The organism is Rathayibacter sp. AY1F4 (assembly GCF_002931775.1).
Taxonomy (GTDB): domain Bacteria; phylum Actinomycetota; class Actinomycetes; order Actinomycetales; family Microbacteriaceae; genus Rathayibacter.
The window spans coordinates 31,054-56,699 of record NZ_PSVE01000026.1; the positions used below are offsets into that span (position 1 = coordinate 31,054).

Genomic DNA, 25,646 nt, shown 5'->3' on the forward strand with positions numbered 1-25,646 from the left:
GTGGGTGGTCACCAGGCGTAGTCCTCGGGGGCTGTCCGGTGACCGGGGAAGATCTCGTCGAGGCGCGCGAGGGCCTCGGCGTCGAGGGTGATGTCGACGGCGGCGACGGCGCTCTCGAGCTGCTCGAGCGTCCGCGGCCCGGTGATCGGACCGGTGACGGCGGGCTGGTGGAGGAGCCACGCCAGCGCCAGCTCGCCGGGCGCCTCGCCGCGCTCGCGGGCGAACGCCTCCCACTGCTCCAGCGCGGGACGGTGCTCCTCGATCGCGGCGAGGGTGCGCTCGGAGGAGCGGCGCCCGCCCTCCGCGGTCTTCTCGAGGACGCCGCCCAGCAGCCCGCCCTGCAGCGGCGACCAGGGGATGACGCCGAGCCCGTAGTGCAGCGCGGCGGGCAGGACCTCGCGCTCGACGTCGCGGACGAGCAGGTTGTAGATCGACTGCTCGGAGGCGAGGCCGGTGAAGTGGCGGGCGCGCGCCGCCTCCTGCGCCTGGGCGAGGTGCCAGCCGGCGAAGTTGCTGGAGCCGACGTAGAGGACCTTGCCCTGCTGGACGGCGACCTCCATCGCCTGCCAGATCTCGTCCCAGGGAGTCGTCCGGTCGACGTGGTGGAACTGGTAGAGGTCGATGTGGTCCGTCTGCAGGCGGCGGAGGCTCTCGTCGAGCGCGCGGCGCAGGGTGAGCGCCGAGAGGCGGCCGCCGTTGGGCCAGGAGTCGCGGCCGCGCTCGGCTCCGGGAGCGGCGAACTCGCCCATGTCGCCGAAGACCTTGGTCGCGAGGACGGTGCGCTCGCGGCGCTCGCCGCCCTGCGCGAACCAGCGGCCCACGATCTCCTCGGTGGCGCCGCGGCCGGCCTCGCCTCCGTAGACGTTGGCGGTGTCGAAGAAGTTGACGCCGAGCTCGTGCGCGCGGTCCATGATCGCGAACGAGTCGGACTCCTCGGTCTGCATGCCGAAGTTCATGGTGCCGAGGACGGTGCGGGAGACGGACAGGCCGGTGCGACCGAGGTGCGTGTACTGCATGGTCCCAGTCGACTCCGGTTCGGGCCGCGTGTCCAACAGGTGCTCGGCATGGGTGCGATCGACGGGGGAGGTCAATCGGGGGCGCGCCGTCCAGGGGCCGCCCGAGCCCCGCCTCGGTCGGGCCTGCGCGTCGGCCGGGTCCAGCGGCCTCGACCGGATCGCCCGCAGCCCGCTGGGCGCGGTGGCGCCCGGCCGCCCGGGTGCCGGGTTAGAGTCGCGGAATGGTCCGGACGACGCAGCGCCTCGTGATCGCCCTCTCCGCCGTGGTCCTGCTCGCCGGCTGCACGGCGGAGGCGACGAGCCCCGCCGCCGCACCCGCCGAGCCGACCGCCTCGACCGCACCGCCCGCCGCCGGAGCCGAGTCCACGCCGCGGCCGGTGCCGAGCGTCTCGACCACTCCCGCACCCGTCGAGGACGTCTCGGGCGAGTGCGTCGTCCAGGCGCTCGACGAGGGGACGCTCGACGGCGTCGACCTCGAGCGCGTGCGCGACCGCGGCACCCGCGTCGGCGCGACCGGGACGGCGAGCACCGCCTCCGACGGCGCCCCGGCCTCCTACCTGGTGGCAGCGGGCGACATCAGCGAGCGGATCGCGGACCGGTTCTGCATCAGCTCCGACTACCTCTCCGCGCTGAACTCGGTGCGCCGCGACGGCGTCGACCTCGACAGCCTCTACGGCGGCGACACCCTCAACCTCCGCCCGACGACCGTCCTGAGCGTCGGCGACCAGAACGGCCGCGTCCTCGACAACGCCGAGCCCGACGACCTCCCCGCGCAGACCGGCTGACGCCGCTTCCGCCCGCGCCCGCCGCCACTCCTCCCGCCTCGCAGCAGCACGCGACCACCGCGGAAGGCGCGGATCCGACGGCACGTGCGCGGTACTCAGCCCAGGACGCCGATCAGGACCGCGGACACGGCGACGGTCGCCGCGAGCCCGGTCGTCCGCGAGCGGCGGCGCGCCGGGTCCTCGAACCACGGCAGCCCGTCCCAGCGCAGCACGGCGCCGGCCGCCCCGGCCGCGGTGAGAGCCACCAGCACGGCCCAGGGGAGCAGCGTCAGCGCCGACCAGTCGACGAGCGCCCGCCCGAGCAGCAGCACGGCGACGGCCTCGATGCCGCGGGCGAGCGTCCGGACGCGGTCGCGGTCGAGGAACCCGGCCGCCCGGCGCCGGGGGATACTCCCCAGGGCGAAGCGGCCGACGGTGAACGCGACGACGAGCAGGACGAGGATCGAGGCGATCATCACGACTCCTCCCCGGCGCGCTCCAGCAGGCGCAGGCCGAGCTCGTCGACCGAGCTCGCCGTGTCCCCGTTGACGAACACGGCAACGCCGCGCTCCCGGTCCATCGCGAGCATCGTCGAGTAGCCGGAGGTCCCTCCGTTGTGCCAGGTGACGGATCCGCCGTCCTCCGACTCCGAGGTGAACCAGCCGAGGCCGATCCGCGCCCCGTCGGCGTCGAACCGGGGATCCAGGACGCTCGCCGCGGGCACCCCCAGCGCGGGATCGTCGGTGAGGAGAGCCTGCGCGTAGCGGGCCATGTCCTCCGCCGTGGAGCGGACGCCGCCCGCCGGTGCGTATCCCGCCATCGTCCACGCGTCGACGGACCGCCCGCTCGCCGAGAAGCCGGTCGGCGCGTCGGCGGGGAGGGCGTCCGCGGTCTCCGGGACGGAGGTCGCGGTCATCCCGAGCGGATCGAGGACGCGCTCGCGGAGGAGGTCGGCGTAGTCGCGGCCCTCGGCGCGGGCGAGCGTCTGGCCCAGCACCGCTGCACCGAGGTTCGAGTAGGCGTGCACGTGCTCGCCCTGGTCCGCCTCTGCGGCCTGCCGGAGGACGTCGTCGGCCGACCAGCCCGCGTAGGGGTCCGTGCCGCGCAGCTGGGCGACGAGCGTCGAGGCGAGGTCGCCGATACCGGTGGGGAGTCGCGGCAGGCCGGAGCGATGGGTCGCCAGCTCCTCGAGCGTCCCGGTGAAGCCGCCGACGTCGGCGTGCTCCGCGGCGGGGTCCTCGAGCCCGATGGTCCCCTCGGTGGCGCTCCGGGCGAGGAGGAGCGCGGTCATCGTCTTCGTGACCGATCCGATCTCGACCTCGGTCCGCTCGTCGGCTCCGAGTCCGCCGTAGCGCACGCCGTCGGGCGTGATCACGGCGGCGACGAGGTGGTTCCGCGCCCCGTCTCCGACGTCGGTCCGGAGCCACTCGGCGATCTCGGCGTCGCCCGTCACCTCGGTCGAGAGGGTGGGAGCGGAGGGGCGGAGCAGCACTCCGCCGAGCAGGACGACGGCCGCGGCGGAGGCGGCGGCGAGGGCGAGGCGGCGGCGGGTCATCGGGGTCCTTCGGAGGCGAGCAGGATCACGAGCAGGGGGACGAGGCGCTCCGGCGGGACGCCGTAGCGGCCGCGGCCGCGCGCCTCCAGCCAGCCGGCGGCGACCAGCTGGTTGACGTGGTGGTAGATCTGCCCGGTGGTGCCCGCGCCCTCGCTCTCGGCGAGCTGGGCGACGGTCTCGACTCCGCCGGCCACCGCCTGCAGGAACCGCAGGCGCACGGGGCTGCCCACCGCGGCGAGGGCGGTCGGCCCGGGGCTCGCTCCCCAGTCGCGCTCGAAGAATGCGTCGGTGCTGAGGCCGTACTGCCACTCGACGGGGCCGGCCGGAGTGGCGACCGAGCCGGCGAAGACGACTCCGCCGGGAGAGGGCAGGCGCTCGCGGAGAGCGGTCAGGGCCCAGAGCGGATCGTCGGCGGCGGGCGCGGCGGGGGTGTCGGCGCGCTCGAGGCGGTCCAGCCGCGCTCGGAGCTCGTCGACCTCGCCGGCGAGGTCTCGGGAGGATGTCATGCCTCCACTATTGCAAATATTCCGTAATCACGGAACTTCGGAGCGGAGCCGATACCGCAGAAGTCGCGGTGGTCCAGCTCGACCACCGCGACTCCTGCGGATTCGGATCGCCCGGAGGCTCAGCCGAAGTGGCGCGGCAGCACGGCGCCGTTCACCGAGCGCAGCTCGTCCAGCGGCAGCGTGAAGAGGCCCTGCACCTCGACCGCGGGGGTCGCCGCGTCGGTCACGCCGATGCGCAGCACCGGGTAGCCCCGGCCCTCGCAGAGCCCGCGGAACTTCACGTCGTCCTCGCGCGGCACCGACACGAGCACGCGGCCGGTCGACTCCGAGAACAGCGCGGCCGTCGCGTCGACGCCGTCGCGCTCCATCAGCTCGTCGAGCCAGATGCGCGCCCCGACGCCGAAGCGCAGCGCGGACTCGGCCAGCGCCACCACGAGCCCGCCGTCGGCGAGGTCGTGGGCGGAGGCGATGAGCGACTCCTTCGCGCCCGCCGAGATCAGCTCGGCCAGCGCGCGCTCGGCGGCCAGGTCGAGCTGCGGGGGCAGCCCGCCGAGGTGGTCGTGGATGGTGCCGGCCCACGCGGAGCCGTCGAGCTCGTCGCGGGTGGTGCCGAGGAGGTAGAGGTTGTCGCCCTCGTCCTGCCAGCCGGAGGGGATGCGGCGCGCGACGTCGTCGATCACGCCGAGGACGCCGACGACCGGGGTCGGGAAGATCGGCACGTCGCCGGTCTGGTTGTAGAACGAGACGTTGCCGCCGGTGACGGGGATCTCGAGCTCGAAGCAGGCGTCGGCGAGCGCGCCCACGGCCTCGCGGAACTGCCACATCACCTCGGGGTTCTCGGGGCTGCCGAAGTTGAGGCAGTCCGAGACGGCGACCGGGGTCGCTCCGGTGACGGCGACGTTGCGGAACGCCTCGGCCAGCGCCAGGCGGGCGCCCTGCGCCGGGTCGAGCTGGCACCAGCGCCCGTTCGCGTCGGTCGCGACCGCGAAGCCGAGGCCCGACTCCTCGTCGACGCGGACCATGCCCCCGTCGTCGGGGTAGCTGAGCGCGGTGTTGCCGAGCACGTAGCGGTCGTACTGCGAGGTGATCCAGCTCTTGTCGGCGAGGTTCGCCGAGCCCAGCAGCGCCAGGGTCTCGGCGCGCAGCGCGTCGCCGCCGGTCGAGCGGGGCAGGCGGGAGGAGGAGTCGGCCTGCAGCGCGTCGAGCCAGGAGGGGTACTCGATCGGGCGCTCGTAGACCGGGCCGTCGACCGCGACGGTGCGCGGGTCGACGTTGACGATCTCCTCGCCGTGCCAGTTGATGATGAGGCGGCCGGAGTCGGTGACCTCGCCGAGCACGCTGGTCTCGACGTCCCACTTGCCGACGACCTCGAGGAACGCGTCGAGCTTCTCGGGCGTGACGACGGCCATCATCCGCTCCTGCGACTCCGACATGAGGATCTCCTCCGCCGTGAGCGAGGGGTCGCGCAGCAGCACCGAGTCGAGCTCGATGAACATGCCGCCGTCGCCGTTGGAGGCCAGCTCCGAGGTGGCGCACGAGATGCCCGCGGCGCCCAGGTCCTGGATGCCCTCGACGAGGTCCTTGCGGAACAGCTCGAGGCAGCACTCGATGAGCACCTTCTCGGCGAACGGGTCGCCGACCTGCACCGCGGGACGCTTGGTCGGTCCGCCGTCGGCGAAGGTGTCGGAGGCGAGGATCGACGCGCCGCCGATGCCGTCGCCTCCGGTGCGCGCCCCGAACAGCACGACCTTGTTGCCGACGCCGCGGGCGTTCGCGAGGTGCAGGTCCTCGTGGCGGAGGACGCCGACGGCCAGCGCGTTGACGAGCGGGTTGCCCTGGTAGACCGAGTCGAAGTAGGTCTCGCCGCCGATGTTCGGCAGGCCGAGGCAGTTGCCGTAGAAGGAGATGCCGGCCACGACGCCGTGCACCACGCGCGCGGTGTCGGGGTCGTCGATCGCCCCGAAGCGCAGCGCGTCCATGACCGCGACCGGCCGGGCGCCCATCGAGATGATGTCGCGGACGATGCCGCCGACCCCCGTCGCCGCACCCTGGAAGGGCTCGATGTAGCTCGGGTGGTTGTGGCTCTCGATCTTGAAGGTCACGGCCCAGCCCTCGCCGACGTCGACCACTCCGGCGTTCTCGCCCATGCCGACCATGAGGTTCTTCTTCATGGCGGGGGAGACCTTCTGCCCGAACTGGCGGAGGTACATCTTCGACGACTTGTAGGAGCAGTGCTCGCTCCACATCACCGAGTACATCGCGAGCTCGCCGCTCGTGGGGCGGCGGCCGAGGATCTCGCGGATGCTCGCGTACTCGTCGGGCTTGAGTCCGAGGGCCGCGTAGGGCTGCTCCCGCTCGGGCGTCGCCTCCGCGTTCGCAGTGGTGTCGGGAACGGCGGTGCGGCTGTCTGCCATGTGCTGGAGGCTCCAGGGGAGGGGGACGGGATGCGCGTCGATCCTACCCGCCGCGGTCGCCGCGGCCCGGGCCCTCCGGTGGAGCGGTGCGGGCACCGGCGCCTAGGATCGGGCGGGTGAAGCGGGCGGCTCTGATCGGGACCGTGCTGTGGGGGCTCTACCAGTGCTTCGGGAACCTCGGAGCGGCGAACATCTCGTCGGACGAGCCCGTGTACCTCGCCGCGGGGTGGGACTACCTGCACGGCGACGTGAGCGCGAACCTCGAGCATCCGCCGACGGCGAAGTACCTGATCGGGCTCGCGCAGGTGCTGCTCGGCGAGGGGCTGCTCGCGGGCAGGATCGCCGCCGGCGCGGCCGCGTTCCTCACCGGGCTGATGCTCTGGCTCTGGTTCCGGCGCGAGCTCGGCCCGACCCTCGCGCTCGTCCCGGCCGGCCTGTTCCTCCTCCTCCCGCGCACCGCCGTGGGCGCCGGCACCCGGATCGACCGCCTCGCGCTCCTGGAGCCGTTCATGGTGCTCTTCGCCGTCGCGGCGATGGCGGCGGCGTGGACCTGGTCGCGCGCCTCGCCGGGCAGGCGGAGCGGCTGGCTGATCGCACTGGCCGGTGCGCTGCTGGCGCTGTCGGTCACCTCGAAGCTGACCACCGCGGTCCTCGCGCCCGTGCTCCTGCTGCCGCTGCTGTGGTCGGGGAGCAGGGCCCGGGCTCTGCGGGGCGGCCTCGCCCTCTCCGTCGCGTTCGTCGTCACCGGGGTGCTCGCCTACCTGCCGGTGCACCCGGTCGAGGCGGTCCGGTACCTGCTCGAGTTCCAGTCCGAGCACAACGCCGACGGCCACCTGATCGAGGTCGCCGGGACCGCGTACGTCTTCCCTCCGTGGTGGGCGAACCTCTGGTTCATGCTCGTCGGCATCGGGCCGGCGGCGCTCGCCGTGCTGCTCCTCGGGACCCTGCTGGCCCTGCTCGCTCCGCGGTGCCGCGCGCTGGTGCTCTACCTGGGTGCCGCGACGCTGCTCCTCCTCGTGTTCCACCTGGCGATCAGCTCGGTCGCGCTGCCGCACTACTACGCGGCGTGGGCGTGGCTCCTCTGCGCGCTGGCGGGCATCGGCATCGCGGAGGCGCTGCGCGGCGGGATCGTGCTGCCCGCGCCCCTCGCCCGCGGCGTCGGCGCGGCGCTGCTGGCCGCCTCCCTCGTGATCGCGATCGCCACCTCGGCGGGGATCGCCCAGGAGCGGCCGACCGGGATCGCGCGGGTGGCAGATGTGCTGCGCGAGCGCGGCCTCGACGGCGGTCTGGTCCTCGCGCAGGGCATGTCCTCGGGCGTCTACGTGCCCTACATCGGCGACCGGGTGACGACCGATCCGACGTCCGCCGGGATCGTCGCCATCGCGATCGAGCGGTCGGCGCGCTTCCCCGTCGATCCGCGCGTGTCCGCCTACCTCGAGTCGGCGCGGCCCGAGACGGTGCGGCTCGACGACCTCACCCTCGTGCTGGTCGACGGACCGCTGCCGTGACCGCTCACTTCGAGCGGCAGGCCCCCGGATCCACGGCGTCCGTCAGCGAGGCGGCCTGCTCGACCACGGGAGTGAGGACCGAGAGCGGGATGGCGTAGCCGACGTTGTCGACGGAGGCGGCCTTGCCGAAGACGACGCCCGACACGGTGCCCTCGAGAGAGAGCAGCGGGCCGCCCGAGTTGCCCTGGTTGACGACGGCGGCGAGGGTCAGCACCTCCCGTGAGGTCGGTGCTCCGTCGACCATCAGCGAGACCGTGGCGTCGGAGGAGATCTCGGCCGAGCCGAGGGTCAGCGGGCCGCCGAAGGGGTAGCCCGCGACCACCGCGTCGTCCCCGGCGGCGACGGCGTCGTCGAGCGGGAGCGGGGAGGCGTCGAGCCCGTCGACGGCGATCACGGCGAGGTCGGCGGCCGGGTCCAGGTAGACGACTCGGCCGGTGCGCGGGGCCTCGCCCGGCGCCTCGACGACCGGCTGCGAGACTCCGCCGACCACGTGCGCGTTGGTGATCACTCGGTCGTCCGAGACGACGAAGCCGCTGCCCGTCACTCCGACGTCGCAGGCCCAGGCCGTGCCGGAGACGCGCACGACCGAGCGGGTGGCGGCGGCGACCTCCGGGTCGTCGGTCGAGACGTCCGGGATCGCGGGCGCCTGGGTCGGTGCGTCGAGCGCCTCGACGACCCAGGACGTGCCCTCGTCGACCACGGTCGACTGCAGCTGGGCGAGGAAGGCGCGGACGGGGGAGGGGGTGAGGTCGTCGATCGTGCGGATGACCGTCGAGCCGGCGACCGAGGTCGTGACGAGGGGGACGCCGAGGAGGGAGGCGGCCGAGGTGACGGCGATCCAGACCAGGCCGGAGATCGCGACGCCGGCGACGCCGCCCGCGAGCCGGTCGAGCAGGCCGAGCTTCACCCGGTCGGCTCCGCGGCCGATGACCGCGCCGAGCGTCGCTCCGATCGCGTAGCCGACGCCGAGCAGCAGCACGGCGGTGCCGATCACGGCGAGCAGGCGCCACTCGCTGCCGGCCGTCCACGACGAGACGGCGGGCACGGCGAACGAGGCGCCGATCGCGCCCGCGACGATCCCCGCGAGACCGCCGAGGGTCCGGAGCAGGCCGCGCCGCAGACCGTCGACGAGCGCGCCGATGAGGCTCAGCACGACGATGACGTCGACGATCACGGATGCACCCACGCGGAACTCCTGCCGGTGTCGGGGACGGGTCCTCCAGCATGACCGACGCGGGATGCGCGGACGCCCGGAGGCGGCTGGCAGTCCGCGGCGGCTGAGGTGCGCGGGACGGCGGCGGCGGCGCGGGAGCCGGACACCGCCGGCAGCGCGCTGCCGCCGGCCGGGCGCTGCAGCCGAGCGGGCGGTGCCCCCTAGAAGAACGAGATGCAGTACGGCGTCGCGATCGGCGCGAACAGGCGGTCCATCCGCCCCGCCTCGCCCGTGACGCGCGCCAGCCCGGCCTTCGCCAGGATCGACGGCCGCACCGAACCCAGCAGCAGCGAGCCCAGGTCGGCCACGTCCAGCGCGAGCTCGGCCTCGTCCCCGGTGCGCTCCACGGTGGCGGAGCCGCCCGAGGCGGTGAGGCGGTAGCGGCCGTCGGCGAGCCCGAGCCCGTCGGCCACCTCGACCACGACCGAGCCGTCAGCGGTCCACGGCCGGGCCGAGAACGCGGCGGCGACGTCGAGGATCCGCAGCCAGATCAGGTCGCCCACGTGGCTCACCTGCACCACGCGCGCGTCGCGGAGCGCCCAGGTCAGCGGATCGTCCACCGGCGCCATGTCCCAGGTCACCGCGGAGGCGAGGTCGACCGCGCCGAGGTAGCCCCAGAGCGCGAGGTAGGCGTCGGCGCCGGGGGCGACGAGGTCGACGATCTCGAGGGTCTTGTCGTCCTCGGGCCCGACCGCGCGGTAGGTCACGAAGCCGTCGAGCGTCCCCTCCTCGTCGAGGTGGACGGCCGAGCGGACGTCGAGGCCGGGCGTGGTCTCGCCGGACGCGGTGCCGACGGAGTTCGCCTCGTAGCGCGACTGCCGGGTGAGCGAGCCGGGGGTCGACGCCTGGAACGCGGCGAACACCGCGGGGATGCGCGGCTGCAGCCAGCTCGTCGCGACCACCTCGACGCGGCCGGCGGGCTCGGTCTGCAGGCCGAAGCGCGGCCCGGTGTCGACGCGGATGGAGCGCGTGAAGGCCGAGCGGCCGAAGCCGAACCGGCGGTAGATGGAGGCCTCGCTCGCCGTGAGCGCGGCGACCGGGGTGCCGGCCTCCTTCGCCAGGCGCAGGTCCTCGGTGATCATCGCGCGCAGGATGCCGCGGCGCCGGTGCGTGGGCCGCACGGTCACCTGCGACACCAGGTGCGCCGGCAGCTCGCGTCCGCCGCCGACCTGCAGGGCCCCGGGGAACGCCGCGTAGGTGCCGACCGGCACGCCCGCGCCGTCGAGTCCCTCGGGGGCGGAGGAGTCGACGACCGCGGTCAGCACGCGCTGGTCGGCGACCATGTGCTCGGCCCAGTCGCGCAGCTTCTCCGGCGTGAACTCCTTCTCGTGGAAGCCCGCGTTGATCGCGGTGGCCCACGCGGCGGTGGCGGCGTCGGGACCGCCCTCGTCGTTCAGGGCGGCGGGGAAGCGGCGGAGGTCGAGACCGGTGAGAGGCATCCGTCCAGCCTATTCACCCGGGGTGCGCGGGGGCTGAACCGGTGCGCGAACGGTCACCGCGACGGGCGCGCCCGTAACGCGGACCGCCGTCAGAGCACGGTCCACCGCTTCTCGAGCGCCGCGTCCACCGCCTCCGCGAGCTCGTCCAGCCGCCGGGAGTCGAGGCGCCCCGGGTCCGCGGCCGCCCGGATCCGCCCGCTCATCGCTGCGATCGCCGAGCGTCGCCGCGGCAGGGTCGCGGTGAACGCGCAGTCGCGCAGCAGCACCAGCAGCTCGCCCGCCCGGCCCTGCGCCTCCGCGAGGACCTCGAGCCGCCGCTCGAACGGCGACTCCGGGACCGTCACGCGCAGGAACCCGTCCGGATCCTGGAACGCCGCCGGCGGATCCGGGATCCGGGCGAGCAGCGCCAGCGCGGCGCCCAGCTCGTCCAGATCGCCCTCGTGCGCCAGCTCCCGCAGCCGCGAGTCCACGTCCTCGGCCGGCCCCGCCCCGAGCTCCACCGTCCGCAGCACGAGCGCGTCGAGCCGGCGCTCCTCCTCCTCGCCCGGGACCGACGGAGTCGCCGACCACCACGAGAGCACGGGAGTCGCGGCCACCGCGTGCTCGCCGATCCGCCGCTCCAGCGCGATCAGCAGGTCCTCCCGCGCGGCGAGCGCCACCAGCGCGTCCACGTCGAGGTGGAGCAGGGTGCCCGAGGCGGGCGGCGCCACCAGCCGGCGTCCGGAGGGAGGGACGGTCTCCGCCCGCGTCCTCGCCCCGGGTCCGCGCTCGCTCGCCCGCAGGATCTCCTCCTCGAGGGTCCGCCGGGGTCGTCGTCGTCCGCTTCCGCGCGCCATGCCGTCACGCTACCGTCGGCCGCATGACCCGGTTCCTCGCCCTCCTCCGCGGAGTGAACGTCAACGGCCGCACCGTCCGCAGCGCCGAGCTCGCCGAGACGGTCGCCGGGATCGGCGTGGACCGGGTGCGGACGGTCCTCGCGAGCGGCAACGCGGCCTTCGACTCCGATCGCCCGGCCGCCGAGCTGAAGCCCGCGCTCGAGGCGGCTCTCGCCGAGCGGTTCGGCTACGACGCCTGGATCGTGCTCGTGACGCAGGAGGCGCTCGCCGCGGCGCTCGCCGCCTACCCGTTCCCGCGGATCGACGAGGAGGCGCATCCGTACGTCGTCTTCGGCTCGGACGAGGAGGCGCTCGACGCCGCGCAGGCCGCGATCGGCGAGCCGGATCCGGCGGTCGAGCTCGTCGCCCGGGGTGCCGGCGTCCTCTACTGGCGCTGCCCGCGCGGCTCCTCGACGGACACGCCGGTCGCACGGATCCTCGCCCGATCCGCCTACCGCTCCACCACGACGACCCGGAACCTGCGCACCGTCGAGAGGCTCGCGACGGCGTGACGCTCGCCGCCGTGGCGGGGCCGCCTCCGGGCTCCGCGAGCGGCACCTCGGGGCGCCTCCGACCTCGGGAGGCGAGGAATCGGGGCTGAGAGCACGCACATTCTTTGGTTAGGCTGTCCTTAGTGCCGGTCCACTCGGACCCTGCGCCGCCTCCCGCACAGCCTCTCGAAAGGGACCCATGCACCGCGCCACCACGCCCCTCGCCCTGCTCGCCGCCACCGCGCTGACGATCGGCCTCGCCGGCTGCAGCGGCTCGGCCGCCGGAGACGACGCCGCCGCCGACAGCGGCTTCGCGCCGATCACGATCGAGCACGCTCTCGGCACCACCACCATCGAGTCGGCGCCCGAGCGCGTGGCGACCGTCAACTGGGCCAACCACGAGGTCCCGCTCGCGCTGGGTGTCGTCCCCGTGGGCATGGCCGCCGCCAACTTCGGCGACGACGACGGCGACGGGCTCCTCCCCTGGGTGAGCGAGAAGCTCGACGAGCTCGGCGCCGAGACCCCCGTCCTCTTCGACGAGACCGACGGCATCGACTTCGAGGCCGTCTCGGACACCGACCCGGACGTCATCCTCGCCGCCTACTCCGGCCTCACGCAGGAGGACTACGACACCCTGAGCGAGATCGCCCCCGTCGTCGCCTACCCCGAGACCGCCTGGGGCACCTCCTGGCGCGACATGATCACGCTGAACAGCGAGGCGATGGGCAGGGCCGACGAGGGCGCCGCCCTGATCACCGAGCTCGAGGGCGAGATCGAGGAGAAGGTCGCCGCGCACCCGCAGCTGGCCGGCACCTCGGCGATGTTCCTCACCCACGTCGACCCGACGGACCTCAGCCAGGTCAGCTTCTACACCTCGCACGACACCCGCCCCGCGTTCTTCGAGGACCTCGGCATGGCGACCCCGGGCAGCATCGCCACCGCCTCCGCCGCGACCGACAAGTTCTCGCTCACGCAGAGCGCTGAGCAGGCCGACGCCTTCAGCGACGTCGACGTGATCGTCACCTACGGCGACGACGAGCTCGTGAGCACCCTCAAGGCCGACCCGCTGCTCTCGCAGATCCCCGCGGTCGCCGACGACGCCATCGTGCGCCTGCCCTCCACCCCGCTCGGCACCGCCGCCAACCCGACGCCGCTCTCGATCTCGTGGGTCCTCGACGACTACCTGGACCTGCTCGACGAGGCCGCCGCCAAGGCCGCGCAGAGCACTCCGGCCGCCTGAGCCGGGATCCGACCCGCGTGACCCTCGCCGCTCCTCCCGCCGCCTCGGGCGTCGCCGCCGTGCGCCGCCCGAGGCGGCTGCGCGCCCTCTGGCTGGTCGCGGCCGTGGCCGTGCTGCTCGCCGCCGCCGTGGTCTCGGTGCTGGTGGGGTCGCGGGAGGTGGCGTGGAGCGACGTGGTCGCCGCGTTCGGCGGGTCCACGGACGGGTTCGCGCAGGCCGCGGTCGCCAAGCGCATCCCGCGCACCGTGCTCGCCGCGATCGCGGGCGCGGCCCTCGGCGTCGCCGGCGTGCTGATGCAGGGGGTGACCCGCAATCCGCTGGCCGACCCCGGCATCCTCGGGGTGAACACCGGAGCCTCGCTCGCGGTCGTGACGGGCATCGTCTTCTTCGGGCTGACGAGCTCCGCCGCCTACGTCTGGGTCGCGATCGGCGGGGCCGCGGTCGCCGCGGTCTTCGTCTACACGGTCGGGTCGCTCGGGCGCGGCGGCGCGACTCCGCTCAAGCTCGCCCTGGCCGGGGCCGCCACCTCGGCCGCGCTGGTCTCGGTGATCAGCGCGATCGTCCTGCCGCGCGCCGACATCGCGGGCGGCATCCGCTCCTGGCAGATCGGCGGAGTGGGCGGCGCGACGTCCGCGAGCATCGCGCAGGTGGTCCCCTTCCTCCTGGCCGGCCTCGTCCTCTGCGTGCTCTCGGCCAAGAGCCTCAACACCCTCGCGCTCGGCGACGAGCTCGCGGCGGGCCTGGGGGAGCGGGTCGCCCTCGCGCGCGGCGGGGCCGCCCTGGGCGCGGTCGTGCTCTGCGGAGCGACGACCGCGGTCACGGGGCCCATCGGCTTCGTCGGCCTGGTCGTCCCGCACGCCTGCCGCCTCCTCGTCGGCGTCGACCACCGCTGGCTGCTGCCGTTCTCGGCGGTGACCGGCGCCGTGCTCCTGATCGGCGCCGACATCGTCGGCCGCGTCGTCGCGCGCCCGAGCGAGATCGACGTGGGCATCGTCACCGCGCTGGTCGGCGCCCCGGTGTTCATCGCGATCGTCCGCCGCCAGAAGGTGCGCGAGCTGTGACCGCGCTGCTCGAGGCGCCCTCCGCCACCGCCCGCGCCGTCGCCGCCGGCCGCCGCCGCCGCGGGGCCCGCCGCCGGATCGTCGTCGCCGTGCTCGCGATCCTGATCGCGGCCGTCCTCGCCGTCTCCCTGCTGGTCGGCCAGACCGTCTACTCGCCCGACGAGGTGCTGCGCGTGATCCTCGGCGAGCAGGTCCCCGGGGCGAGCTTCACCGTCGGGCGCCTCCGCCTCCCGCGCGCCGTCCTCGCCCTGCTGGTGGGCCTGTGCTTCGGGCTCGGCGGAGTGAGCTTCCAGACCATGCTCCGCAACCCGCTCGCCAGCCCCGACATCATCGGGATCAGCGCCGGGGCGAGCGCCGCCGCGGCCTTCGCGATCGTGACGCTCTCGCTCGGGGCCGCGCAGGTCTCGGCCCTCGCGATCGTCGCGGGACTCGTGGTCGCCCTGCTCGTCTACGCCCTGTCCTACCGCAGCGGAGTCGCCGGCACCCGGCTGATCCTGATCGGCATCGGGGTCGCCGCGATGCTCGACTCCCTCACCGCCTACGTGCTCTCGCAGGCCGCCGCGTGGGACCTGCAGGAGGCGTCCCGCTGGCTCACCGGGAGCCTCAACGGCGCGAGCTGGAGCGAGGTCGTGCCGGTCCTCGCCGCGGTCGTCGTCCTCACCCCCGTCCTGCTCTCGCGCTCGCGCGACCTCTCCGCCACGCAGCTCGGCGACGACACCGCCTCCGCGCTCGGCATCCGCGTGACCGCCACCCGCCTCGTCGTGATCGTCGCGGCGGTCGGGCTGATCGCCTTCGCGACCGCCGCCGCCGGCCCGATCGCGTTCGTGGCCTTCCTCTCCGGTCCGATCGCCGCCCGCCTGATCGGGCCCGGCGCGTCGCTCCTCATCCCCTCGGCCCTCGTCGGCGCGCTGCTCGTGCTCGTCGCCGACTTCGTCGGGCAGTTCGGGCTGGGCCTGCGCTACCCGGTCGGAGTGGTCACCGGCGTCCTCGGGGCGCCGTACCTCGTCTACCTCATCGTCCGTAGCAACAGAGCGGGAGGCTCACTGTGACCACCGCGCACACCCTGACGGCCGAGGGGGTCACCCTCGGCTACGGCGACCGGACGGTCGTCGACGGCCTCGACCTCGTCGTCCCGCCCGGCCGCATCACCGCGATCGTCGGAGCGAACGCCTGCGGCAAGTCGACGCTCCTGCGCTCGATGTCGCGCCTGCTCGCGCCCCGCTCCGGCGCCGTGCTGCTCGACGGCAGGGCCGTGCACCGGACGCCGGCGAAGCAGCTCGCCCGCACGCTCGGCCTCCTCCCGCAGTCGCCGATCGCCCCGGAGGGCATCACCGTCGCGGATCTCGTCGGCCGCGGCCGCCATCCGCACCAGGGGATGCTGAGCCGCTGGAGCGCCCACGACGACGAGGCCGTCGCGACCGCGCTCGACGCGACCGACACCGCCGCCCTGGCCGACCGCTCCGTCGACGAGCTCAGCGGCGGGCAGCGCCAGCGCGTCTGGATCGCGATGGCCCTCGCGCAGGAGACCGACGTGCTGCTGCTGGACGAGCCGACCACCTTCCTCGACGTCAGCCACCAGATCGAGGTGCTCGACCTGCTCGTCGACCTCAACCGCACCCGCGGGACGACGGTGGTGATGGTGCTGCACGACCTCAACATGGCCGCCCGCTACGCCGACCACCTCGTGGCCATCGCGCACGGCGCGGTGCACGCCTCCGGCACCCCGGCCGCGGTGCTCACCGAGGAGACGGTGCTCGCCGTGTTCGGCCTCGACAGCCGCATCATCACCGACCCGACCTCGGGCACTCCGCTGATGCTCCCCCTCGGGCGGCACCGCCTCGCCCCCGAGCGGATCGACGCCCCCGGCGGCGCGCAGATGACGGACGTGTAAACGGTTCCACACGGCGGCCGGGGGGCGTATACGATACCTGCAGTCCGCGGCGGACGACCGTCATCGGCGGAACCGCCGAACGCCTGCCCCCGATCAGAGGTCCTCCCCGCCGTGACTGCATCCCCGACGCGCCCCGACGCCTCCGCCCTCCGCGGCGTCCGCGCGCTCCTGTTCGACCTCGACGGCGTGCTCACGCCGACCGCCGACGTCCACATGCAGGCCTGGTCGCGGCTGTTCACGGAGTACCTCTCCTCGCGCGGGATCGCCGAGGGCTACACCGACGCCGACTACTTCCGGTACATCGACGGACGCCCGCGGTACGACGGCGTCCGGGCGCTCCTCGCCTCGCGCGGCATCACCCTCCCCGAGGGCGCGCCCGAGGACGACCCGTCGCTCGAGACCGTCTGCGGGCTCGGCAACCGCAAGAACGACGCCTTCAACCGCACCCTCGCCGAGACCGGCGTCGCTCCCTACCCGGGATCGCTCCGCTTCGTCGACGCCGCGATCGCCGCGGGCGTGCAGGTCGCCGTCGTCACCTCCTCCCGCAACGGCGTGCCGGTGCTCGAGGCGGCCGGCCTCCGCGACCGCTTCGAGGTCGTCGTGGACGGGCTCCTCGCCGCCGAGCGGTCGATCGCCGGCAAGCCCGCGCCCGACACCTACCTCTACGCGGCCGAGCTCCTCGGCCTCCCGGCCGCCGAGTGCGCCGTCCTCGAGGACGCGCACTCCGGAGTCGCGGCAGGCCGCGCGGGCGGCTTCGGCCTCGTCGTCGGCGTCGACCGCGGAGTCGGGGCCGACACCCTGCTCGAGCACGGCGCCGACCTGGTCGTGGACGACCTGGCCGAGCTGCTCCCCTTCCTCCCCACCGCTCCCGCCCCCGAGGACGCCGCATGAACCCCATCACCTCCGACCCGCTCGACCGGAACCGCTTCCCGATCGACGAGTGGGCCCTCGTCGAGACCGAGTTCGCCTCCGAGCTGCAGGGCCGCACCGAGACGCTCTTCGCCACCGGCAACGGCTACCTCGGCCTCCGCGGCAACGTGGAGGAGGGGCGCGACGGCTACGCCTACGGCACCTTCATCAACGGGTTCCACGAGACCTGGCCCATCCGCCACGCGGAGGAGGCGTTCGGCTTCGCCCGCGTCGGCCAGACCATCGTCAACGTGCCGGACGCCAAGATCATCCGCCTCTACGTCGACGACGAGCCCTTCGTGCTGAGCGAGGCCGACGTCCTCGCCTACTCGCGCCGCCTCGACTTCGCGAACGGCGTGCTCACCCGCGAGCTGGAGTGGCGCACCCCCTCCGGCAAGCGCGTCCTGATCCGCTCGCGCCGCCTGGTCTCCTTCACCGACCGGCACCTCGCGATCCTCGACTACGAGGTCGAGATGCTCGACCACGACGCGTCCGTGCTGATCTCGAGCCAGATCCTCAACCGCCAGGACGGCGTCGACGAGTACCACGCCCCCTCCGGCAGCGAGGGGGCCGGCTTCGACCCGCGCAAGGCGGAGTCGTTCGAGGACCGCGTGCTCCAGCCGCGCCTCAAGCGCGTCAGCGGCACCCGCTACCTCCTCGGCTACCGGACCACCAACTCCCAGATGACCGTCGCCTGCGGCGCCGAGCACCAGCTCGAGACCGAGAACGAGTGGGACCAGACCTCCCAGATCGACGACGACCTCGCCAAGCACGTCTACCGCGTGAAGGCCAAGGCCGGCCGGCCGGTCCGCCTGGTCAAGACGCTGACCTACCACACTTCCCGCGGCGTGCCCGTGCGCGAGCTCGCCGACCGCTGCGACCGCACGCTCGACCGCGCCCGCGAGACGCCGGTCGAGGAGCAGTTCGTCAAGCAGCGCGAGTGGCTGGACGACTTCTGGACCCGCTCCGACGTGCAGCTGGACGGCCAGCCCGCGATCCAGCAGGCCACCCGCTGGAACCTCTTCCAGCTCGCCCAGTCCACCGCCCGCACCGACGGCGGCGGAGTCGCGGCGAAGGGCGTCTCGGGCTCCGGCTACGGCGGCCACTACTTCTGGGACACCGAGGTCTACGTCCTCCCGTTCCTCAGTTACACGGCGCCCCTCGTGGCCCGGAACGCCCTGCGCTTCCGGCAGAACATGCTCGAGGCCGCCCGGGCGCGCGCCTCCGAGCTCAACCAGCGCGGCGCGCTCTTCCCCTGGCGCACCATCAACGGTCAGGAGTCGTCGGCGTACTACGCCGCAGGCACCGCTCAGTACCACATCGACGCCGACATCTCCTACGCGCTCATGCAGTACGTGGGTGCCACGGGCGACGACGACTTCCTCGCCCGCGGAGCGATCGACATCCTCGTCGAGACCGCGCGGATGTGGGCCGATCTGGGCTTCTGGCGCAGCAACGGCGACGACCACTTCCACATCCACGGAGTGACGGGGCCGGACGAGTACACGACCGTCGTCAACGACAACCTGTACACGAACGTCATGGCCCGGGCGAACCTCCGCTCGGCCGCCCGCGCCGTCGAGCTGCTGAAGGCCGTCGAGCCCGCCGCGTACGAGCGGATGGCCGACCGCCTCGCTCTCGACGAGGGCGAGGTGCTCGAGTGGGCGCGCGCCGCCGAGAAGATGCACATCCCCTTCGACGCGCGGGCGGGCATCCACCCGCAGGACGCGGCCTTCCTCGAGAAGGAGCTGTGGGACCTCGAGAACACCCCCGCGAGCAAGCGCCCGCTGCTGCTGCACTTCCACCCGCTGGTGATCTACCGCTTCCAGGTGCTCAAGCAGGCCGACGTCGTGCTCGCGCTGCTGCTGCAGGGCAACGAGTTCACCGCCGAGCAGAAGCGCGCCGACTTCGAGTACTACGACGCGCTGACCACCGGCGACTCGACCCTCTCGGCCGTCGTGCAGTCGATCATCGCCGCCGAGGTCGGCTACAGCGACCTGGCCCGCCACTACTTCCTGTCGGCGCTGTTCGTCGACCTCGCCGACCTGCACCGCAACACCGCGGACGGCATCCACGTCGCCTCGACGGGCGGCGTCTGGAGCGCCCTCGTCTACGGCTTCGGCGGGATGCGCGACCACGGCGGCCGGATCACGCTCGATCCGCGCCTGCCCGACGACTGGGACCGCCTCGCCTTCCGCATCACCCTCCACGGCACGCGCGTGCGCGTCGAGGTGACGCAGACCGAGGTCCTGCTGACGGTCGAGACCGGCGACTCCGCCGCGATCACCGTCCGCGACGAGCGCGTGCACGTCGCCGCCGGCAGCCCGGTGCGCGTCGCGCTCACGCACCAGGGCCGCCGCCTGCACGGCGCGCCGACCACGTCCGACATCGAGGGCACCCGCCGCTCCGACGGCACCGTGATCACCGCCTCGATCCCCACCATCTCGATGACCCCCGAGCCCGAGGTCCTGACCGGGCCCTGAGCGGCGCCGCGAACATCGCCCATCACGCACGAGACCCCCGGCCGGAACCGGGGGTCTCGTGCGTAGCGGGCGGGCGGAGCCGCCCGGACCGGTTGCGTCAGGCGGAGGCGAGCAGCGACCGCAGCGCGGACGTGAAGAAGGTCAGCCCGTCGACGCCCGAGCGCATCGCGGCGGCCGTGTCGGGCCCGAAGCCCTCCTCGACGGCGTGCTCCGGGTGCGGCATGAGCCCCACCACGTTGCCGCGGCGGTTGCTGATGCCGGCGATGTCGTTCATCGAGCCGTTCGGGTTGTGGCCGAGGTAGCGGACGACGACGCGTCCCTCCGCCTCGAGCTCGAGCAGCGTGTCGGCCGAGGCGATGTAGCCGCCCTCGCCGTTCTTCAGCGGGATCGTGATCTCCTGGCCGGGCTCGAAGCCGTTCGTCCAGGCGGTCTCGGTGCTCGCGACCATCAGGCGCTGGTCGCGGCAGACGAAGGATCCGATGTCGTTCGCGATCAGGCCGCCGGGCAGCAGGTGCGCCTCGGTGAGCATCTGGAAGCCGTTGCAGATGCCGAGGACCGGGGTCCCGGCGTTCGCCGCGTCGACGACCTCGCGCATGATCGGGGAGTGGGAGGCGATGGCGCCGCAGCGCAGGTAGTCGCCGTAGGAGAAGCCCCCCGGCAGGACGATCGCGTCGACGCCGTCGAGGTCGTGGTCGCCGTGCCACAGCGCGACCGGCTCCGCACCCGCGAACCGGACTGCGCGCTGGGCGTCGCGGTCGTCGAGCGAGCCGGGGAAGGTGATGACGCCGATCCTCATCGGGCGGCCTCCGCCGGGTAGTGGATCCCGACGACGTCCTCGATCACCGAGTTCGAGAGCATCTCGTCGGCGATGCGCTGCACCGAGGCGCGCACCTCGTCGGTCACCTCGTCGACGGTGATCTCGAAGCGCTTGCCCACCCGCACGCCGTGGAGGGCGGAGTGGCCCAGTCGCGCGAGCGCGCCGGCGACGGCCTTCCCCTGCGGGTCGAGCAGCTCGGCCTTGGGCATGACTTCAACGACGATCGTGGGCACCGTGTTCTCCGGAGTCTCGAGGGAGTGCGGTCTTCCGCGCGACCATCGTACCCGCGGGGGTCCCCGCGGTCGGCGGCGCTCAGGAGGTCGTGACGCGGATCGCGTTCGCCCAGGGGTCCTCGAAGGCGAGGGTGCGGCCGTCGTCGCGGGTGGCGACTCCGGAGCGGGCCAGCCGCTCGCCGAGCGCGCCGAGGTCGTCGGCGCCGGGCACCACGATCTCGACCTGTCCGAGGCCGAGGGCCTGCTGCCGGCGTCCGGCGCCCGCCGAGTTCCAGGTGTTCATCGCCATGTGGTGGTGGTAGCCGCCCGCCGAGACGAAGAGCGCCTGCCCGCCGTACGCGATCGTCGTCTCGAAGCCGAGCCGGTCGACGTAGAACTCCTTCGCGGTGGCGACGTCGCCCACGCTCAGGTGCACGTGGCCGACGGAGGCGCCGCCGAGGCGCGGCTGCGCGATCGACTCCTCGGTGAGGTGCTCCTGCAGGAACGCGTTCGGGTCGAGGAAGAGCGTGCTCATCTCGATCCGCCCGTGCGTCCACGACCACTGCGTGCGGTCGCGGTCCCAGTAGAGCTCGACGCCATTGTGCTCGGGGTCGTCGAAGTAGAAGGCCTTGCTGACCAGGTGGTCGGAGCTGCCGGTGAAGGAGCCGGGGTGCCGGGTCGCGACGCTGTACACGGCCGCGGCGAGCGCCGCCTCCGATTCGAAGAGGATCGCCGTGTGGAAGAGGCCGGCGCTGCGCGGCGAGGCGTGCACCAGCTCGGGCGCGTGCTGGAGGATCACGGCCGGCACTCCGCCGCGGCCGAGCACCGCGACCGGTCCGTCGTGCGAGAGCAGCTCGAGCGTCACGGCGTCGCGGTAGTAGGCGATCATCCCGTCGAGGTCGGCGACGCGGAGGGTCACCGCGCCCATCGCGGTGTCGGGAGCGAGCAGGTCGGGGGAGGAGGTGGTCACGGCAAAGACGCTACCTGCTTTTGGTTGAAGCTACAACCTTTCGGGAGGTGAGCGCTCATAGGAACCGCATAAGCGACATCCAGGCGGCGCCGGGAGGCCGGGCGTGGAATGGGAACCGGTCGCCGTCAGGGGCGGCCCCGGCACGAGGACGACACCATGAACGAGCGACACGAATCCGACGAGCGAGAGCTCACCGACCAGCCCGCCACCACCAAGGCCACGGGCGCCGACGAGGTGCGCGCGCTGCGCGCGGACGACCGCCGTCGTCGTCGTCGGGCGCTGATCGCCGGCGGCCTCGGCCTCGCCGTGCTGATCGGAGTGACAGCAGGCGGAGTCGCCACCGCCGGCCGCACCGAGGCGGCCTCCTCCGCCTCGGCAGGCGCCACCACGATCGCCTACCCCGGCGGCTCGCGCGGATCCTTCGGCGGCGGGTACGTGATCGTCCCCTCCTGGGGTGGCTCGACGCAGGGCGGCTCCTCCCCGTACGGCTCGATGCAGGGCGGCTCCTCCGCCTCCGAGCCGGCCACCGGCGCGACCGACGCCGTGGCCGCGAGCACCGCGCAGACCGCCGGCGTCGTCACGATCACCTCCGAGCTCACCTACCAGGGCGCCCGCTCGGCCGGCACCGGCATGATCCTCACCTCCGACGGCATGATCCTCACCAACAACCACGTCGTCGAGGGCGCCACCGCGATCTCGGTCACGGTGGAGTCGACGGGCCGCAGCTACACCGCCCGCGTCGTCGGCACCGACGCGACGAACGACGTCGCCGTCCTTCAGCTGGAGGACGCCTCCGGCCTCACTCCCGCCTCGCTCGACACGGACGGGGTCACTCTGGGCGACGCCGTGACCGCCGTCGGCAACGCGGGAGGGACGGGCGACCTGGTCGCCGCCACCGGCACGGTCACGGGTCTCGATCAGCAGATCACCACCCGCTCCGAGTCGGGGATCTCCGCCGAGACGCTGACCGGGCTGATCCAGACCGATGCCGACATCGTCTCGGGCGATTCCGGCGGCCCGCTCGTCGACTCCGCCGGCCGCGTCGTGGGGATGGACACCGCCGCCTCCAGCGGGACGGCCGACATCACCGGCTTCGCGATCCCGATTTCGAAGGCCCTGGACATCGTCGCCACCATCGAGGCGGGCGCCGACACGGCCACCGTCGAGATCGGCTACCCGGCCTTCCTCGGCGTCTCCCTCTCCTCCGGCACCGCGTCGCCGACTTCGCGCGCGCTCGCGACCACCGCGTCCGGCGCCGTGATCGGCGGAGTCGTCGAGGGCGGGCCGGCCGCGCAGGCGGGCCTCGAGGCGGGGGACGTCGTCACCGCGGTCGACGGGGTCGCCGTCGCCTCGGCCGACCAGCTGTCCGCCTCGCTCGCGCAGCGCGAGCCCGGGGAGTCGGTGACGATCTCGTGGACCGACTCCGCGGGCGCCGCCCGCTCCGCCCAGGTCGTGCTGGTCGAGGGTCCGGTCGCCTGATCGGAGCCTCCGCGTGGCCGCCGGAGCGTTCCCGGCCGTTCACCCGGATGAGCGCGCCACGCCGCCCGTTGTTTTGATCCGCTCAAGACAACTCGGGTAGTGTCCTCGGCATGACGACAGTGGACGAGCGGCTCCGAGCCTCCGGGCTCAAGGTCACCGCCACCCGGCGCGCGGTGCTCCTCGCTCTCGAGGAGCACCCGCACTCCGGGGTGGACGCGGTCCTGGCCCGAGTGCGCGAGGGCCTCCCCGAGGCTTCGGCCCAGGCGGTCTACGGAGTGCTCTCGGCGTTCACCGACGCCGGGATCGTCCGCCGCATCGAGCCGGAGGGCCACCCCCGCCGGTTCGAGCTGCGGGTCGGCGACAACCACCACCACGTGGTGTGCCGGCGCTGCGGGGACGTGGCCGACGTCGACTGCGTCGTCGGGGAGGCGCCGTGCCTGCATCCGCAGACCGCGAGCGGCTTCGCCGTGGACACCGCCGACGTCACGTTCTGGGGCACCTGCCCCGACTGCCTGGCCCTGGCCCACTGACCGACATCCGCTACACCGCAGCGGCGGGCTCCGTGCCCCTCGCCGACAGGAGGAACATGACCGAGGAACGATTCACCACCACGAACTCCGGAGCACCGGTCGCGAGTGACGACCACTCGCTGAGCGTCGGAGCCGACGGACCCCTCGCGCTCCACGACCACTACCTCGTCGAGAAGCTGGCCCAGTTCAACCGTGAGCGCATCCCGGAGCGGGTCGTCCACGCCAAGGGCGGCGGAGCCTTCGGACGCTTCACCACCACCGCCGACGTCAGCGCCTACACGCGTGCCGCGCTCTTCCAGCCCGGAGTCGAGACCGAGATGCTCGCGCGGTTCTCCACGGTCGCCGGCGAGCAGGGCTCGCCCGACACCTGGCGCGACCCCCGCGGCTTCGCGCTGAAGTTCTACACGAGCGAGGGCAACTACGACCTCGTCGGCAACAACACCCCCGTCTTCTTCATCCGCGACGGCATCAAGTTCCCCGACTTCATCCGCTCGCAGAAGCGCCTGCCCGGCAGCCACCTGCGCGACCACGACATGCAGTGGGACTTCTGGACCCTCTCGCCCGAGTCGGCCCACCAGGTCACGTGGCTCATGGGCGACCGCGGCCTCCCCTCCTCGTGGCGGCACATGGACGGCTTCGGCTCGCACACCTACCAGTGGATCAACGCCGCCGGCGAGCGCTTCTGGGTCAAGTACCACTTCACGACCGACCAGGGCGTCGAGATCCTGAGCCAGGAGCAAGCCGACCAAATCGCCGGTGAGGACGCGGACTTCCACATCCGCGACCTGTCCTCCGCGATCGACCGCGGCGACTTCCCCTCGTGGACGCTGTCCGTGCAGGTCATGCCGTACGAGGACGCGAAGAGCTACCGGTTCAACCCGTTCGACCTCACCAAGGTCTGGCCCCACGCCGACTACCCGCTGATCGAGGTCGGAACCATGACGCTCGACCGGAACCCCGAGAACTACTTCGCGCAGATCGAGCAGGCGGCGTTCGCCCCCTCGAACTTCGTGCCCGGGATCGCGGCAAGCCCCGACAAGATGCTCCTCGCGCGCATCTTCAGCTACGCCGACGCGCACCGCTACCGCGTGGGGACCAACCACGCGCAGCTGCCGGTGAACGCGCCGAAGTCGCCCGTGCACTCGTACTCGAAGGACGGCCCCATGCGGTTCGACTTCCAGAAGTCCGAGGTGCCCGTCTACGCGCCGAACACGATGGGCGGCGCCCACGCCGATCCCGCCCGGGCGGCGGAGTCGGCCGGCTGGGAGACCGACGGCGAGCTGACGCGCGCCGCGGCGACTCTCCACCCGGAGGACGACGACTTCGGTCAGGCGGGGACGCTCTACCGCGAGGTCCTCGACGACGACGCGCGCGCCCGCCTGGTCGCGAACATCGCCGGCCACGTGTCGAAGGTCACCCGTCCGGAGCTGCGGCAGCGCGTGCTCCAGTACTGGGCGAACGTCGACTCGTCGCTCTCGCAGCGCGTCGCCGAGGCGCTCGAGCCCTCTGCTCCCGGTGCGGACGTCTCCCCTGAGGCGGTCGGCATCGGGGCGTAGTCCCGGCATCCCCTCGAGGAGCGCGCGGTACCGGAGCGATCCGGGTCGCGCGCTCCTCGTCGTTTCCGGGGAGGGTCCCTCCACTCGGTGGAGTCGGATCCCGCGCGCGGGTGCCCGCCTCGGTCCGATGCAGCCGGCTCGGACCCCGGATCCGCCCGCGGATCCGGGCGCCGACGGGGAGGACCCCTGATCCCGACACGCCCGGGATGTGCGATTTCGGCCCGTCGTTTGACAGCATCGCGATCGCTGCGTAACTTATTCCGAGTCGCCACAAAGGCCGCAGGGAAACGGAAAGAGCAGCAGCTCCTACGTCCCGGCCTCAATCGGGACCATCCACTCGGCAAGACAGCTTTTCGGAGCAGGTCTGCCGCACGGATGTAAAGCCTTCGCAGGATTCCTCGGATCCAGCAACTTCGCCGCCCGGCGCAGGACTCAGGTCCTGAACCGAGCAACGTCGGAGCGCCTACGAGCGTGACGACATCGCGAAGAAGCCGGATTTGACACGGCCTGCGGATGTGCTAAGTTATACAAGTTGCCACGGCGACAGGGAGAAAGAAACCTCCCCTAGTCTACCGAGAAGACGCGTATGACGCAAGCAACAACATCTTCGATCACTTCCGTTGTGAAGCACCGTTCTGGTGTGGAGGCGGGATGTGTCCGATTCTTGAGAACTCAACAGCGTGCACTATGTTCAATGCCAATTTTATACCCCGGCCT

General features: G+C 73.1%; 23 protein-coding genes. 12 read left to right on the top strand and 11 right to left on the bottom strand.

Annotated elements, in window-relative coordinates; genetic code table 11:
* Nucleotides 1-8: 8 nt before the first annotated feature.
* Entirely contained in the window at nt 9-1,016 is a 1,008-nt protein-coding gene (locus C5C59_RS14600; protein ID WP_104222753.1) for an aldo/keto reductase, read from the bottom strand.
* A 221-nt stretch (nt 1,017-1,237) separates the two neighbouring features.
* On the opposite strand from C5C59_RS14600, the gene C5C59_RS14605 reads away from it, so the two are divergent.
* Nucleotides 1,238-1,801, top strand: a complete 564-nt coding sequence (locus C5C59_RS14605) for a hypothetical protein (protein WP_104239447.1) — start codon at nt 1,238-1,240, stop codon at nt 1,799-1,801.
* 95 nt (nt 1,802-1,896) lie between these two features.
* On the opposite strand, the gene C5C59_RS14610 is transcribed toward C5C59_RS14605, so the two are convergent.
* The 4 genes from C5C59_RS14610 to purL form a co-directional block, all read right to left on the bottom strand.
* The gene (locus C5C59_RS14610) at nt 1,897-2,256 is read right to left on the bottom strand and encodes a hypothetical protein (protein WP_104239448.1); all 360 of its coding nucleotides are present in this window, start codon (nt 2,254-2,256) and stop codon (nt 1,897-1,899) included.
* The gene (locus C5C59_RS14615) at nt 2,256-3,335 is read right to left on the bottom strand and encodes a serine hydrolase (protein ID WP_104239449.1); all 1,080 of its coding nucleotides are present in this window, start codon (nt 3,333-3,335) and stop codon (nt 2,256-2,258) included. The genes C5C59_RS14610 and C5C59_RS14615 overlap by 1 nt, the downstream gene beginning before the upstream one ends.
* Nucleotides 3,332-3,841 carry a winged helix-turn-helix domain-containing protein gene (locus C5C59_RS14620; protein ID WP_104239450.1) on the bottom strand — a complete coding sequence of 170 codons (510 nt, stop codon included), beginning with the start codon at nt 3,839-3,841 and terminating at the stop codon, nt 3,332-3,334. The genes C5C59_RS14615 and C5C59_RS14620 overlap by 4 nt, the downstream gene beginning before the upstream one ends.
* A 119-nt stretch (nt 3,842-3,960) precedes the next feature.
* The gene (gene purL, locus C5C59_RS14625; RefSeq protein ID WP_104239451.1) at nt 3,961-6,255 is read right to left on the bottom strand and encodes a phosphoribosylformylglycinamidine synthase subunit PurL; all 2,295 of its coding nucleotides are present in this window, start codon (nt 6,253-6,255) and stop codon (nt 3,961-3,963) included.
* Nucleotides 6,256-6,371: 116 nt separating this feature from the next.
* Here purL and C5C59_RS14630 point away from each other — a divergent pair, with 116 nt between their 5' ends.
* Nucleotides 6,372-7,763 carry a glycosyltransferase family 39 protein gene (locus C5C59_RS14630; protein ID WP_181134913.1) on the top strand — a complete coding sequence of 464 codons (1,392 nt, stop codon included), beginning with the start codon at nt 6,372-6,374 and terminating at the stop codon, nt 7,761-7,763.
* Nucleotides 7,764-7,767: 4 nt separating this feature from the next.
* Here C5C59_RS14630 and C5C59_RS14635 read toward each other — a convergent pair whose 3' ends face one another.
* From C5C59_RS14635 to C5C59_RS14645, 3 genes are all read right to left on the bottom strand, one after another.
* Entirely contained in the window at nt 7,768-8,949 is a 1,182-nt protein-coding gene (locus C5C59_RS14635) for a MarP family serine protease (protein WP_258062789.1), read from the bottom strand.
* Between the two features lie 188 nt (nt 8,950-9,137).
* Complete coding sequence (locus C5C59_RS14640) at nt 9,138-10,415, bottom strand: GNAT family N-acetyltransferase (RefSeq protein ID WP_104222746.1); 1,278 nt, start codon at nt 10,413-10,415, stop codon at nt 9,138-9,140.
* A gap of 89 nt (nt 10,416-10,504) precedes the next feature.
* Nucleotides 10,505-11,251, bottom strand: a complete 747-nt coding sequence (locus C5C59_RS14645; protein ID WP_104239366.1) for a DUF2254 family protein — start codon at nt 11,249-11,251, stop codon at nt 10,505-10,507.
* 23 nt (nt 11,252-11,274) lie between these two features.
* Here C5C59_RS14645 and C5C59_RS14650 point away from each other — a divergent pair, with 23 nt between their 5' ends.
* The 7 genes from C5C59_RS14650 to C5C59_RS14680 all read left to right on the top strand — a co-directional run bounded on the left by C5C59_RS14650 (nt 11,275) and on the right by C5C59_RS14680 (nt 19,365).
* Nucleotides 11,275-11,802 (top strand): DUF1697 domain-containing protein, encoded by a 528-nt coding sequence (locus tag C5C59_RS14650; protein ID WP_104239367.1) that lies wholly within the window; start codon nt 11,275-11,277, stop codon nt 11,800-11,802.
* A 178-nt stretch (nt 11,803-11,980) separates the two neighbouring features.
* Nucleotides 11,981-13,021 carry an iron-siderophore ABC transporter substrate-binding protein gene (locus C5C59_RS14655; protein ID WP_104239368.1) on the top strand — a complete coding sequence of 347 codons (1,041 nt, stop codon included), beginning with the start codon at nt 11,981-11,983 and terminating at the stop codon, nt 13,019-13,021.
* A 17-nt stretch (nt 13,022-13,038) separates the two neighbouring features.
* Nucleotides 13,039-14,082 (top strand): iron ABC transporter permease, encoded by a 1,044-nt coding sequence (locus C5C59_RS14660; protein WP_104239369.1) that lies wholly within the window; start codon nt 13,039-13,041, stop codon nt 14,080-14,082.
* Nucleotides 14,079-15,131 carry an iron ABC transporter permease gene (locus C5C59_RS14665; protein WP_258062790.1) on the top strand — a complete coding sequence of 351 codons (1,053 nt, stop codon included), beginning with the start codon at nt 14,079-14,081 and terminating at the stop codon, nt 15,129-15,131. Before C5C59_RS14660 ends, C5C59_RS14665 begins: the two co-directional genes overlap by 4 nt.
* On the top strand, nt 15,128-15,973 hold the full coding sequence (locus C5C59_RS14670) for an ABC transporter ATP-binding protein (RefSeq protein WP_104222740.1): 846 nt from the start codon (nt 15,128-15,130) through the stop codon (nt 15,971-15,973). Before C5C59_RS14665 ends, C5C59_RS14670 begins: the two co-directional genes overlap by 4 nt.
* A 111-nt stretch (nt 15,974-16,084) precedes the next feature.
* Nucleotides 16,085-16,864 (top strand): HAD family phosphatase, encoded by a 780-nt coding sequence (locus C5C59_RS14675; protein WP_104222739.1) that lies wholly within the window; start codon nt 16,085-16,087, stop codon nt 16,862-16,864.
* Entirely contained in the window at nt 16,861-19,365 is a 2,505-nt protein-coding gene (locus tag C5C59_RS14680; RefSeq protein ID WP_104239370.1) for a glycoside hydrolase family 65 protein, read from the top strand. The genes C5C59_RS14675 and C5C59_RS14680 overlap by 4 nt, the downstream gene beginning before the upstream one ends.
* A gap of 97 nt (nt 19,366-19,462) precedes the next feature.
* Here the strand turns inward: C5C59_RS14680 and purQ are convergent, their stop codons facing one another.
* The 3 genes from purQ to C5C59_RS14695 form a co-directional block, all read right to left on the bottom strand.
* A complete protein-coding gene (gene purQ, locus C5C59_RS14685; protein ID WP_104234257.1) occupies nt 19,463-20,161 on the bottom strand; it encodes a phosphoribosylformylglycinamidine synthase subunit PurQ in 699 nt (232 codons plus the stop codon).
* The gene (gene purS, locus C5C59_RS14690; RefSeq protein WP_104222736.1) at nt 20,158-20,415 is read right to left on the bottom strand and encodes a phosphoribosylformylglycinamidine synthase subunit PurS; all 258 of its coding nucleotides are present in this window, start codon (nt 20,413-20,415) and stop codon (nt 20,158-20,160) included. Before purS ends, purQ begins: the two co-directional genes overlap by 4 nt.
* A 79-nt stretch (nt 20,416-20,494) precedes the next feature.
* Nucleotides 20,495-21,322 (bottom strand): VOC family protein, encoded by an 828-nt coding sequence (locus C5C59_RS14695; protein ID WP_104239376.1) that lies wholly within the window; start codon nt 21,320-21,322, stop codon nt 20,495-20,497.
* 198 nt (nt 21,323-21,520) lie between these two features.
* Here C5C59_RS14695 and C5C59_RS14700 point away from each other — a divergent pair, with 198 nt between their 5' ends.
* The 3 genes from C5C59_RS14700 to C5C59_RS14710 all read left to right on the top strand — a co-directional run bounded on the left by C5C59_RS14700 (nt 21,521) and on the right by C5C59_RS14710 (nt 24,929).
* Nucleotides 21,521-22,843 (top strand): S1C family serine protease, encoded by a 1,323-nt coding sequence (locus C5C59_RS14700; protein WP_104239371.1) that lies wholly within the window; start codon nt 21,521-21,523, stop codon nt 22,841-22,843.
* A gap of 110 nt (nt 22,844-22,953) precedes the next feature.
* Nucleotides 22,954-23,373, top strand: coding sequence for a Fur family transcriptional regulator (locus C5C59_RS14705; protein WP_104239372.1), 420 nt, complete (start codon nt 22,954-22,956; stop codon nt 23,371-23,373).
* 56 nt (nt 23,374-23,429) lie between these two features.
* On the top strand, nt 23,430-24,929 hold the full coding sequence (locus C5C59_RS14710; RefSeq protein WP_104239373.1) for a catalase: 1,500 nt from the start codon (nt 23,430-23,432) through the stop codon (nt 24,927-24,929).
* Nucleotides 24,930-25,646 lie beyond the last annotated feature (717 nt).